This is a genomic window from Sphaerisporangium flaviroseum, from assembly GCF_039537005.1.
Taxonomy (GTDB): domain Bacteria; phylum Actinomycetota; class Actinomycetes; order Streptosporangiales; family Streptosporangiaceae; genus Sphaerisporangium; species Sphaerisporangium flaviroseum.
Genome location: NZ_BAAAZR010000043.1, coordinates 50,516 through 62,688 on the forward strand (window position 1 = coordinate 50,516; position 12,173 = coordinate 62,688).

The 12,173-nt window shown below is 70.0% G+C and carries 11 protein-coding genes; 7 read left to right on the top strand and 4 right to left on the bottom strand.

Annotated elements, in window-relative coordinates; translation table 11 throughout:
* The first annotated feature begins 281 nt into the window (after nucleotides 1-281).
* Nucleotides 282-1,310 carry a GDP-mannose 4,6-dehydratase gene (locus ABD810_RS35090; RefSeq protein WP_344951029.1) on the top strand — a complete coding sequence of 343 codons (1,029 nt, stop codon included), beginning with the start codon at nucleotides 282-284 and terminating at the stop codon, nucleotides 1,308-1,310.
* A gap of 33 nt (nucleotides 1,311-1,343) precedes the next feature.
* Here ABD810_RS35090 and ABD810_RS35095 read toward each other — a convergent pair whose 3' ends face one another.
* The 4 genes from ABD810_RS35095 to ABD810_RS35110 form a co-directional block, all read right to left on the bottom strand.
* Nucleotides 1,344-3,254 (bottom strand): multicopper oxidase family protein, encoded by a 1,911-nt coding sequence (locus ABD810_RS35095; protein ID WP_344951031.1) that lies wholly within the window; start codon nucleotides 3,252-3,254, stop codon nucleotides 1,344-1,346.
* Nucleotides 3,251-3,691: a DUF6220 domain-containing protein gene (locus tag ABD810_RS35100; protein WP_344951034.1), complete on the bottom strand. Its 441-nt coding sequence runs from the start codon at nucleotides 3,689-3,691 to the stop codon at nucleotides 3,251-3,253. The genes ABD810_RS35095 and ABD810_RS35100 overlap by 4 nt, the downstream gene beginning before the upstream one ends.
* A gap of 81 nt (nucleotides 3,692-3,772) precedes the next feature.
* Nucleotides 3,773-4,003, bottom strand: coding sequence for an SAM-dependent methyltransferase (locus ABD810_RS41180; protein ID WP_425567010.1), 231 nt, complete (start codon nucleotides 4,001-4,003; stop codon nucleotides 3,773-3,775).
* A gap of 7 nt (nucleotides 4,004-4,010) precedes the next feature.
* Nucleotides 4,011-5,213 (bottom strand): cytochrome P450, encoded by a 1,203-nt coding sequence (locus tag ABD810_RS35110; RefSeq protein WP_344951037.1) that lies wholly within the window; start codon nucleotides 5,211-5,213, stop codon nucleotides 4,011-4,013.
* Between the two features lie 280 nt (nucleotides 5,214-5,493).
* Here ABD810_RS35110 and ABD810_RS35115 point away from each other — a divergent pair, with 280 nt between their 5' ends.
* From ABD810_RS35115 to ABD810_RS35140, 6 genes are all read left to right on the top strand, one after another.
* Nucleotides 5,494-6,360, top strand: coding sequence for a fumarylacetoacetate hydrolase family protein (locus ABD810_RS35115; protein ID WP_344951040.1), 867 nt, complete (start codon nucleotides 5,494-5,496; stop codon nucleotides 6,358-6,360).
* Complete coding sequence (locus ABD810_RS35120; RefSeq protein WP_344951043.1) at nucleotides 6,357-7,673, top strand: enolase C-terminal domain-like protein; 1,317 nt, start codon at nucleotides 6,357-6,359, stop codon at nucleotides 7,671-7,673. Before ABD810_RS35115 ends, ABD810_RS35120 begins: the two co-directional genes overlap by 4 nt.
* A 27-nt stretch (nucleotides 7,674-7,700) precedes the next feature.
* Nucleotides 7,701-8,447 (top strand): SDR family NAD(P)-dependent oxidoreductase, encoded by a 747-nt coding sequence (locus ABD810_RS35125; RefSeq protein ID WP_344951046.1) that lies wholly within the window; start codon nucleotides 7,701-7,703, stop codon nucleotides 8,445-8,447.
* Between the two features lie 86 nt (nucleotides 8,448-8,533).
* The gene (locus ABD810_RS35130; protein WP_344951049.1) at nucleotides 8,534-9,598 is read left to right on the top strand and encodes a sugar ABC transporter substrate-binding protein; all 1,065 of its coding nucleotides are present in this window, start codon (nucleotides 8,534-8,536) and stop codon (nucleotides 9,596-9,598) included.
* The gene (locus ABD810_RS35135; RefSeq protein WP_344951052.1) at nucleotides 9,598-11,097 is read left to right on the top strand and encodes a sugar ABC transporter ATP-binding protein; all 1,500 of its coding nucleotides are present in this window, start codon (nucleotides 9,598-9,600) and stop codon (nucleotides 11,095-11,097) included. The genes ABD810_RS35130 and ABD810_RS35135 overlap by 1 nt, the downstream gene beginning before the upstream one ends.
* Nucleotides 11,094-12,137: an ABC transporter permease gene (locus ABD810_RS35140; RefSeq protein WP_344951055.1), complete on the top strand. Its 1,044-nt coding sequence runs from the start codon at nucleotides 11,094-11,096 to the stop codon at nucleotides 12,135-12,137. Before ABD810_RS35135 ends, ABD810_RS35140 begins: the two co-directional genes overlap by 4 nt.
* Nucleotides 12,138-12,173: the final 36 nt, after the last annotated feature.

Consider the following 12,173-nt stretch of genomic DNA (forward strand, 5'->3'; position numbering starts at 1 on the left):
GGCATGTACCGCGAAAGCTGATCTCAGACGCGAACCCTACCATCCGGCAGCGGGGCTATCTCTAATATGGAATTGTGCCTCATGTCACGCTCACGCCCCGCGAACTGCGAAGTTAGCTCGACCGAGCGCGACTCGGTAGAACGTGTTCTATGCCTACTCGGCGGAGGATCCTGGGCGTCCCATAGCGCTCGACGGCGGTCATGGCGGTACATTCGCGTCTTACAGCTCAAAGTTCGGGTGATGCGTGCGAACCGCCTAGCCCGAAGAACAAGGAGGACCCGTTGGCCAGGCGTGCGCTGATCACTGGCATCACCGGGCAGGACGGCTCCTACCTCGCCGAGCACCTGCTGGCCCAGGGATACGACGTCTGGGGACTGGTGCGGGGTCAGGCCAATCCGCGTGTCTCCAGGGTCCGCAGGCTTCTCCAGGACGTCCAGCTCGTCCGGGGCGACCTGCTCGACCAGGGATCGCTGATCTCCGCCGTCGAACGCGTCCAGCCGGACGAGGTCTACAACCTGGGCGCCATCTCGTTCGTGCCGATGTCCTGGGAACAGGCCGAGCTGACGGCCGAGGTGACCGGCATGGGCGTGCTGCGCATGCTGGAGGCGATCAGGGTCTGCTCGGGCATCACCTCCTCGCGGGCCACCGGGACCTCCGGTCAGATCCGCTTCTACCAGGCGTCGTCCTCCGAGATGTTCGGGCAGGTACGCGAGACCCCCCAGAACGAGCGCACGCCTTTCCACCCGCGCTCCCCGTACGGCGTGGCCAAGGCGTACGGGCACTTCCTCACGCAGAACTACCGCGAGTCCTACGGGATGTTCGCGGTCTCGGGCATCCTGTTCAACCACGAGTCGCCCCGGCGCGGCGCGGAGTTCGTCACCCGCAAGGTGACACTGGGCGCCGCGAGGATCAAGCTGGGCATCGCCTCCGAGCTGCGCCTGGGCAACCTCGAGGCGCGCCGTGACTGGGGCTACGCCGGCGACTACGTCAAGGCCATGCGGCTCATGCTCCAGGCCGAGGCTCCCGAGGACTACGTCATCGGGACCGGCCACACCCAGTCCGTACGCGAGCTGGTCGTCGCGGCCTTCGAGGCGGCCGGGCTCGACTGGGAGCAGTACGTCGTCGCCGACGAGGCCCTGCACCGCCCGGCCGAGGTGGACCTGCTGTGCGCCGACCCGAAGAAGGCCCGTGTCCAGCTCGGCTGGGAGCCGTCGGTGGCGTTCGAGGAGCTCGTCGCGATGATGGTCGAGGCCGACCTGCGCCTGCTCTCCGACGGCGGTGACCCCGAGCAGGACTCCTCCTGGCCGTGACCGGACCCGCGGCCGCCACTCCCGAGACGGTGGTCAGCCGCCGTGGGCCCCGTGGAACGCGGTGGTGACGCCCTCGTAGGCCAGGTGCAGCGCCATGCCCTGGTCGGCGTGGGCGAGGTTGTGGCAGTGGTTCATCCACACACCCCGGTTGCCGGCGCGGAAGGCGACCTGCCACACCTCGCCCGGTTGCACGTCGAAGGTGTCCAGCCACAGCGGGCTGCCGGTCGTCGCGCGACCGTCACGGGCGAGTACCAGCACCGTGTGGCCGTGCAGGTGCCACGGATGGGTCTCGCGCCCCCGGTTGACGACGGTGACGTGGACCAGATCCCCCTCACGCACGATCTGCGTGGGGATGGAGGGGAAGGCGTGGCCGTTGACCGTGTGGGCGTACAGCGGCCGGCCGGCACTCAGGGCCAGGCCCTGGTCGAGCACGAGCGTGAAGCGCCGGTCGAAGCGGCTGCGCGCGTCGAACGGCGTGGCGGCGGGAGTGCCGTACGTCGTCGGATCGAACTCCGGCCAGGTGGAGGTGTCCTCGGTGGGCGCCGGGCCGCTGGAACCGTCCGGGCTGAGGCGCAGGCTCCCCGCGCGGTCGTCCACGCGCAGCACCGCCCCCGCCGCGGGCATGGCGAACACCAGGTCGTAGCGGCTTCCAGCGGGTAGGCGCAGGCTGGTCCGGCCCAGCTCCCCTGGACCGTTCAGATCCCTGCCGTCGATCGCGGCCAGCCGGTACGGTGTGCCGCCGAGCGTGAACCGGTGCGGGGTGTTGTCGGTGTTGACCAGGCGCAGCCGTACGGGCGTGCCCGGCGCCACCTGCTGCTGGAACGGCTGGTCGTGATCGCCGATCACCGCCGTGCCGGCGAACGTGTGCACGGGAAGGGTGAGGTCGGCTCCCTCCTTGACGGCCCCTCGTGGAGTGACCACCAGCATGCCGTAGAGGCCCATCTTGACCCCGCGGTCGGAGACCTCGTGTGTGTGGTACCAGTACGTCCCGGCCTGGTCCGCGCGGAACCGGTAGAGGAACTCCCCGCCGGGCCTGACCGCCTCCTGGGTCAGTCCGGGAACGCCGTCCTCACCCGAGGCCACGTCGTAGCCGTGCCAGTGCAGGGTCACGCCGGGCGTGATGTCGGCGTTGCGCAGCCGTACCTCGATCAGGTCGCCCTGGTTCGCGGTGATCGGCGGCCCGGGGACGCGGCCGTCGAAGGTCCACGCCGCGACTCGGCGCCCTGAGGACAGCGTGATGGTCGCGGTGCGCGCGGTCAGCGTGAACCGGCGGACCGTCCCTTCCGCCGCCGGGGTGGACGGCCCGCGCAGCGCGGTCACCGGCTGGGCGTGGTGGACGTGCCCGCCGGCCTGGGCGCCCTCCGAGGGGCCGCCGCCGGTGTCGGTGGAGCCGTCCGGGACGAACGCCGGTCCCGCTCCGAGCAGGCCCACGGCGAGGGTCGCCGCCGAGACCGCCCGCAGGCCCGGTACGGGCGCGCTCACGATCCGCCAGGTGACCAGCACGGCCACCGCGACCAGGGCCACCGTCACCAGGGCGGTGCTCCACGTCGCCGGGTAGCCGAAGAGCATCGTGACCACCACCCCCGCGCCCGCCGCGTACCCCGCGCCGAGCAGCGGGACCACGATCGCCGGGCCGGAGGACGAGCCGGCCCGGCCGCGGACCACCCTGACCAGGCGTGGCCCGGCCAGCACGCCGGCGGCGAGGCCGGCGAGGACCAGCAGGGGCAGTGTGAGCGTCACCTTCTCCTGGACGAACCACCACCCGGCGGGGATGAGCGCGAGCGCCACCCCCACCCGGATGAGCGACGACACCACGGCCAGGCCGAAGAGCGCCAGGGCCGGGCCCGCGCGCCGGGCGGCGGCCGACGCGCCCGCGCCCAGCCATGCCATCGTGGCCACGACCCCGGTGAGCAGGTCGAGCACGATGAGCGTTTGAACGGTCACGACAGACGCGCGGCGGGGCTCGGAGCCGTGGCCGGCGAGGTGGCGAGCATCCTGGCGCCGCGGAACGCCATCCCGGCCACGGCCATGATGGCCAGACCGTTGATCGCGTGCAGGCCGAGGATGGCCAGGCTCACGGGGGTGGTGTTGCCGGTGCTGTCGGCGAGCAGGCCGCCCACCGCGATGATCAGTGTCTGGACGATGACCAGGCCCAGGGGCAGGATGGTCATTCCGATCAACCGGCCGGGGGCGCGCGCCACCGCGGCGGCGATGGTGGCCAGCAGCGAGAGCAGCGGGACGGCGATCATCCCGACCATGCTGTGCAGCGCGAACGACCCGTCCTCCTGCGGCTTGTCGAACGCGCCGACCGCCGCGAAGTAGAACTGCGCCACTACGGACAAGAGCATGAGGCCGGCAAGGACGGCATAGACCCTGCGCATGGATTCCTCCAACGGATAGGCGGTACCGCGATCGTTTCCGATCCGGCCGCCTGGGTCGTCCGTCGTTCAGCGACATGTCGTCTACACCCTGGGGAGTACGCCCGCCGGGGCCCTACAGCCAGGGGCGCAGTCCCGGGCGCGCTCGCGCCGGGAGGGGGCCGCCGAGGCCGGCGCTTGCGTCCGGCGCGACCTCCCGGACGACTGGGTCGGCAGGCCTGACCCGATGTCGAGCAACCGGCGGATGCCCGCCTCGGCGGCGAGGTAGCGCACCGCGCGTCCCAGGAGAAGGCGGCTGAGCCGGAACCGGCTCACCCGCCAGTCAGACCTCCACGGGCAGGGTCTTGATGCCGTTGATGAAGTTCGAACGCAGGCGCTTGGCCTCCCCGGTCTGGCGCAGGTTGGGCAGGCGCTGGGCGACCACCTCGAACAGCACGCGGAGCTCCAGCTTGGCCAGGTGGTTGCCGAGGCAGAAGTGGGCGCCGCCGCCCCCGAAGCCGATATGGGGGTTGGGGTCACGTGCGACGTCGAAGCGCGAAGGGCTGGCGAACACGGCCTCGTCGCGGTTGGCCGAGGAGTAGAACACCACGACCTTGTCGCCTTCCTTGATCTCCTTGCCGCGGATCGTGGTGTCACGCGTCGCCGTGCGGCGGAACAGGTTGACGGGGGACACCCATCGGACGATCTCGTCGGAGGCCGTGCGCGCCAGCGATGGGTCGCGCACCAGCCGCTCCCACTGTGCCTGGTTCTCGAACAGGGCGAGCATGCCGCCGGAGGCCGCGTTGCGCGTGGTCTCGTTGCCTGCCACGACGAGAAGGAGAATGAACAGGTCGAACTCGTCCTCGCTGAGCGATTCGCCGTTCTCGCTGGGTTGGAGCAGCTTGGTGACGATGTCGTCGCGCGGCTGCTCGCGGCGCTGGGCGGCGAGCCGGTTGGCGTACGAGTAGACCTCCATGGCGGCCGCCTGCCCCTCCTCGGGCGTGCCGGCGTAGTCGGGGTCCTCGCTGCCGATCATCCGGTTCGACCACTCGAAGATCTCGTTCCGATCCTCGACGGGCGCGCCGAGGAGCTCGCAGATCACGTAGAGCGGAAGAGGAGCCGCCACGTCGGTGACGAAGTCGACCGAGCCCTTGGCCGTGGCCTCGTCGACCAGGCCGTGGCAGATCTCCCGGATGTGCTCCTCCAGCATGCTGATCTGGCGCGGGGTGAAACCCCGATTGACCAGGGAGCGCCTCCGGGTGTGCTCCGGGGGATCCTGGTTGAGCATCATCATGCGCTGGAGCTCGCGCTGCTCCTCCGGCATCTCGTTGAACAGCGCCAGTTTCTTGCTGGAGGAGAAGAGGTCGGAGTGCCGGGAGACGTGGACGACGTCCTCGTGCTTGGTGATCGCCCAGAATCCCGGCCAGCCGCGGTCAGGGTCCCCCTCGTGCCAGAAGACGGGATCGTTGCCCCGCAGCCACTTGAGTTGCTCGTGCGGAACGCCGTGCCTCGCATAGTGATCCTGGTCGACGAGGTTGATTTCCATATGACCACCTGAGGGTTTGATCAAGCGCTTGTTCGAACCGGTTTCTGAAACGTGTTCTATTACGGTGGTGCGCGCACGTCAAGACGCGTCCCGGGTCTCAATACCCCTCCTACCGGGAACATCGAGCCGTATCGGTTCCGTCACTGGTCAACGGTAAAGGCCCATCGTTGATGTACATAACCATCGGATGAATAGGACCAGGCGAACGGCACGGGCTTGACGCTGGCCGATCCCCGCGTAGTCTTCTCTCTCAAGACATCGGATGTATCGAAGGAGACGCGTGAAGCTACTGCGAGTAGGACCACCTGGAGAGGAGCGTCCCGCGGTCCTGGACGACGCCGGACGTCTACGTGACCTGCGCAGCCTGATCGGCCAGGAGGCCGACCTCGACGGGGCCTTCTTCGCTTCGGGGCAGGTGGTACGCGTCGCGAACGCGCTGCTGAGGGACGAGTTGCCGCTCTTCACCGGGGTCGGGCCGCACGACCGCGTAGGGCCGCCGATCGTGCGGCCGGGGAAGATCGTCTGCATCGGCCTGAACTACCGCGACCACGCGGAGGAGACCGGGGCGGACCTCCCCGCCGAGCCGATCATCTTCATGAAGGCGCCCAACACCGTCGTCGGACCGGACGACGAGGTGCTGATCCCCAGAGGCAGCGTCAAGACCGACTGGGAGGTCGAGCTGGCGGTCGTCATCGGCGCGACCGCGCGGTATCTCGACTCCCACGAGGCCGCGCTCGAATGCGTCGCCGGGTACGCCATCTCCAACGACGTCTCCGAGCGGGAGTTCCAGCTGGAGCGCGGCGGCCAGTGGGACAAGGGCAAGTCGTGTGAAACGTTCAACCCGCTCGGTCCGTGGCTCGTCACCGCGGACGAGGTGCCCGACCCGCAGAACCTCGGCCTCAGGCTCTGGGTCAACGGCGAGCTCCGGCAGAACGGCGACACCAAGAACATGATCTTCGGAGTCGTGGAGGTCGTGCGGTACCTGAGCCAGTTCATGGTCCTCGAACCCGGTGACCTCATCAACACCGGCACGCCCGCGGGCGTGGCCCTCGGCATGCCCGGCCAGCCGTACCTGCGGCACGGCGACGTGCTGGAGCTGGAGATCGACGGCCTGGGACGGCAGTGCCAGACCGTGGGACAGGCATGAGCCGCCGGCCACTGATCACCGCGCTGGAGACCCACGACATCCGGTTCCCCACCTCCAGGGAGCTCGACGGGTCCGACGCGATGAACCCCGACCCCGACTACTCCGCCGCGTACGTGATCCTGCGGACCGACGCCGCGATCGAGGGGCACGGATTCGCGTTCACCATCGGCCGGGGCAACGACGTCCAGACGGCGGCGATCAAGGCACTCGCCCCGTTCGTCGTGGGCCGGCGGCTGGACGACCTCGGCGCGCTCTACAAGGAGATGGTCCACGACTCCCAGCTCCGCTGGCTCGGCCCGGAGAAGGGCGTCATGCACATGGCGATCTCCGCGGTGGTCAACGCGCTGTGGGACCTCAAGGCCAAGATCGAGGGCAAACCTCTCTGGCTGCTCCTGGGCGAGATGGCCCCCGAGGAGATCGTCTCGCTCGTCGACTTCCGCTACCTCAGCGACGCGATCACTCAGCGAGAGGCGCTCGACATCCTGCGGCGGGCCGAGCCGGGGCGCGCGGAGCGGATCGCCCGCCTCAGGTCCGGCGGCTACGCCGCCTACACCACCTCGCCCGGCTGGCTCGGTTACGACGACGACAAGCTGCGCCGCCTGTGCAAGGAGGCCATGGATCTGGGGTTCACCCAGATCAAGCTGAAGGTCGGAGCCGACCTGCGGGACGACAGGCGCCGGATGCGCATCGCCCGGGAGGTCTGCGGGCCGGGCTTCCGCATCGCGATCGACGCCAACCAGCGCTGGGACGTCGGTTCGGCCATCGAGTGGGTCAACGAGCTCAAGGAGTTCGAACCGTACTGGGTCGAGGAGCCGACCAGCCCCGACGACGTGCTCGGCCACGCGGTCATCGCCCGGGCGCTCGCGCCGATCAAGGTGGCGACCGGCGAGCACGTCCAGAACCGCGTGGTGTTCAAGCAGATGCTGCAGGCGGGCTCGCTGTCGATCCTCCAGATCGACTCCGCCCGCGTCGGCGGCGTCAACGAGAACATCGCGATCCTGCTGCTCGCCGCCAAGTTCGGCGTGCCGGTCTGCCCGCACGCGGGCGGCGTCGGCCTGTGCGAGCTGGTGCAGCACCTGGCGATGTTCGACTACGTCGCGGTCAGCGGCAGCGCCCAGGACCGGGTGATCGAGTACGTCGACCACCTGCACGAGCACTTCGTCGACCCGGTGGTGATCGAGAACGGCCGCTACCAGGCCCCGGAGGCACCCGGTTTCAGCGCCGCCATGCGGCCCGAGTCGATCGCCGAGTACGCCTATCCCGGCGGCCCCGTCTGGCTCGGCGCCGGCAGCGAAGCGCTGGAGTCGCTGTGAAGCCGGGGAAAGAGATGGGAGAAGGACATGGGTGAGTTCGACGGCCTCGCCGCGCTGGTCACCGGCGGCGGGTCCGGCATCGGCCTCGCGACCGCCACACTGCTCGCCGGGCGCGGCGCCAGGGTGGCGTGCCTGGACCTCAACCCCCCGGGCGACCCCTTCTTCGGCGTTAAGGCCGACGTCACCGACGACGGCGCGGTCCGTACGGCCGTCGCCGCGGCGGCGGAGCGCCTGGGCGGCATCGACATCCTGGTGAACAACGCCGGCATCGGCGCCGCGGGCACGATCGAGCAGAACGCCGACGAGGAATGGTTCCGCGTCCTGGACGTCAACCTGCTGGGCATGGTCCGGGTCGCGCGGGCGGCCCTGCCGTACCTGCGCGCGTCCGGCCACGCGGCCATCGTCAACACCGGCTCGATCGCGGCCACGGCGGGCCTGCCCAACCGTGCGCTCTACAGCGCGTCCAAGGGTGCGATCGTGTCGCTCACGCTGGCCATGGCGATCGACCACGTCGCCGAGGGGATCCGGGTCAACTGCGTCAGCCCCGGCACCGCCGACACCCCCTGGGTCCAGCGGTTGCTCGCCGCCGCGCCGGACCCCGACGCCGAACGTCACGCGCTGGAACGGCGCCAGCCCATGGGCCGGCTCGTGAGCGCCGAGGAGGTCGCCGCCGCCATCGCCTACCTGGCGAGCCCTCTGTCCGCGAGCACGACGGGCACCGTGCTGGCCGTCGACGGAGGCATGCACGGCCTCCGCCCGCGCCCTGAGTCCTAGGGCACGCGGCTCGGCAGACGAGACACAGCCGGACGCTCGAACGAGCGTCCACCACCCCCCGAATATCCGTTGAATTGAGGCGACACATGAAAATAGGTTCCTCGGCCACCTGCGTGGCCCTGGTCGCGGTGACCCTGACGCTTTCCGCCTGTGGGTCCTCCACGTCGACGACCCCCTCGGCCTCGGCCGGAGGCTCCTCGGCTCCCGCGGCCGGAGGCGGCAAGGTCGGCATCGACTTCCCCCGCGCCGACTCCGACTTCTGGAACTCCTACAACAAGTACGTGCCGCAGTTCGCAGGCGAGCTGGGCATCGACCTGATGCCGCCGACCAACTCCCAGAACGACGTCGCGAGGCTGGTGTCCAACACCCAGGCGCTGGTGAGCCAGGGCGCCAAGGCCATCGTCATGGCCCCGCAGGACACCGGGGCCATCGCGACCACCCTGGACCAGTTCGCGAGCAAGAACATCCCCGTCGTGACCGTGGACACCCGGCCCGACAAGGGCAAGACGTTCATGGTGGTCCGCGCGGACAACCGGGCGTACGGCGAGAAGGCCTGCAAGTTCCTCGGCGACAAGCTGAAGGGCAAGGGCAAGGTCGTCGAGTTCCAGGGGTCGCTGTCGTCGGTCAACGGCCGGGACCGCTCGGAGGCGTTCGCCGAGTGCATGAAGGCGAACTATCCGGGGATCACGGTCTTCGCCGAGCCGACCGAGTGGGAGGGCACCAAGGCCTCCGCCGCGCTCCAGACCCGGCTCACCCAGCACCCGGACATCAACGGCATCTACATGCAGGCGGGCGGCGTGTTCCTGGCGCCCACCATCCAGCTGCTGAAGTCCAAGAACCTCCTGGTACCGCCGACCGACCCCAAGCACATCTTCATCGTCTCCAACGACGGCATCCCGCAGGAGTTCCAGGCCATCCGTGACGGCCAGATCGACGCCACGGTGTCCCAGCCCGCCGACCTGTACGCGAAGTGGGCGCTGTCGTACGCCAAGGCGGCACTGGAGGGCAAGACCTTCGCCCCCGGCAAGACCGACCACGACAGCACCATCGTGGACGTCGGCGGCGGACGCCTTGAGGACCAGCTCGCCGCGCCGCTGGTGACCAAGGAGAACGTCGACGACCCCAACCTCTGGGGCAACCAGGTCAAGTGATGCCCGAATCCGCCACCCCGGCCGTCGAGGCCCGGAGCGTCACCAAACGCTTCGGGCCCACGACGGCGCTCGACGACGCGGGGATCGTCATCAGTGAGGGCGAGACGCACGCGCTGGTCGGCCGCAACGGGGCAGGGAAGTCGACGCTGGTGTCGATCCTCACCGGCCTCCAGCGCCCCGACCAGGGCGAGGTGCTCTTCGCGGGCCGTCCCGCGCCCTCGGTCGCCGACCGCGACGGCTGGCGGCGGCAGGTCGCCTGCGTCTACCAGAAGTCCACGATCATCCCGGCGCTCACCGTCGCGGAGAACCTGTTCCTCAACCGCCAATCGGGCCACGGCCCGATCAACTGGCGCTCGCTGCGGGCACGCGCCCGCGACGTGCTCGACCAGTACGGCGTGGACGTCGACGCGGGCCGCCTCGCCGGCGACCTGGACGTCGAGCAGCGCCAGCTCCTGGAGATCGCCCGGGCGCTGTCGTTCGGCGCGCGGTTCATCATCCTCGACGAGCCGACCGCCCGGCTGGACGGCCCGGCCATCGAGCGGCTCTTCGAACGGATGCGGGCGCTGCGGTCCCAGGGGGTGACGATGATGTTCATCTCGCACCACCTGGAGGAGGTGTACCAGGTGTGCCAGTCCGTCACGGTCTTCCGCGACGCCCGGCACATCCTCACCAGCGCGGTCGAGGACCTGCCGCACGAGGAACTGGTCTCGGCCATGACCGGGGAGGCCGCCGCGGGCTACCAGGCCCGGTCCCGCACGACCGCCACGGACGCGGCGGTCGTGCTGAGCGCGGAGAACCTCTCCCTGGCCGGCCGCTACCAGGACGTGGACCTCGCCGTCCGCGCCGGGGAGATCGTCGGGCTCGCCGGGTCGGGCAGCAGCGGCAAGATCGGTCTTGCGGAGACCCTGGTCGGCCTGCACGCCGCCGACAGCGGCACGGTGCGCGTGAACGGCGACCGGCCCCGACCCGGCGACGTCTCCTCGGCGCTGCGCGCGGGCCTGGGCTTCGTGCCACAGGACCGGCACAAGGAGGGCTTCGTCCCACTGCTGTCGGTCGCCGAGAACGCGACCCTGCCGATCGCCCACAAGCTGGGCCGGTTCGGCGCGGTGTCCCCGGTCTTGCGGCGCGCGAGAGCCGAGCGGATGATCGAGGACCTGGCCATCAAGACCACCGGACCGTCCCAGCCCGTGGGGGACCTGTCCGGCGGGAACGCGCAGAAGGTCGTCATGGCGCGCGCGCTCGCCGACGATCCCACGGCGCTCGTCGTGATCAACCCGACCTCGGGAGTGGATGTGCGAGCCAAGCAGGCGCTGCTCGGTGCGGTCGAGGACGCCGCCGAACGCGGCGCCGGAGCCGTGCTCGTCTCCGACGAGCTGGACGATCTACGCATCTGCGACCGGGTCGTCGTGATGTTCCACGGCCGGATCGTCAAGGAAGTGCCACGCGGCTGGGCGGACGCCGAGCTCGTGGCGGTCATGGAAGGTGTCGACGCACGATGACGGAAACGACCGTGGCCTCCCCGGGCACCCCGGGCGGCTCGCCCGGCCCCCGGGACACGACGCGGGGGGAGGGCTCCGGCCTCCGGCTCGCGCGGTTCCGCGACCTCGCCCTGGTCCCGGCCATCCTCCTGCTGATGGTCGTGGGCGCGCTGCTCGAACCGGCCTTCCTCAGCGGTGACAACCTGACCAACGTCCTCCAGCAGCAGACCGAGCTGTCGCTGCTGGTGCTGGCCGAGGCGATGATCCTGATCGCGGGGAAGTTCGACCTGTCACTGGAGTCGACCGTGGGGCTCGCCCCCGCGCTGGGTGTCGGCCTGGTCATCCCGATCGCCTCCAACGGCATCGGCACCGACCTGCCCGTGGCGCTGGGCATCCCGATCTGCCTGCTGATCGGCGTGATGATCGGAGCGTTCAACGGGCTGCTGATCCTGCGGTTCAAGCTGTCGGCGTTCATCGTGACGCTGGGCATGCTGATCGTGCTGCGCGGCCTGCAGATCGGCTTCACCGGCGGCCAGAACCTGTTCGCGCTGCCCGAGTCGTTCCTCTACCTGGGCAACGCCCGCTGGCTGGGGCTGCCCGCCTCCATCTGGATCTGCGCCGTCGCGTACGCGGCGGGCATCGTCGTCCTCGGGTACTTCCGGCACGGCCGGTCGATCTACGCGATCGGCGGCAACGTCGACGCGGCCCGTGCGGCCGGTGTGCGCACCGACCGCGTCGTGTGGGCGGTGTTCATGATCGGTGGGTTCCTCGCCGCGCTGGCGGGGCTGCTGATGACCGGCCGGCTCGGCTCGGTGGCGGCGGCCCAGGGCGATGGCATGATCTTCACGGTGTTCGCGGCGGCGGTCATCGGCGGGGTCAGCCTCGACGGCGGCAAGGGCACGCTGTTCGGCGCGCTCTGCGGCGTGCTGGTGCTCGGCCTGATCAACAACATCCTCACGCTGGCCGGTGTGTCCGCGCAGTGGATCCAGGCCATCTACGGAGGCATCATCCTCATCGCGCTCATGCTCGCCCGGGTCACCAGCGGGAAGGCGCAGGACTAGCGGCCGTACCGGCCTTCGAGCAAGGATGCGAGGCAC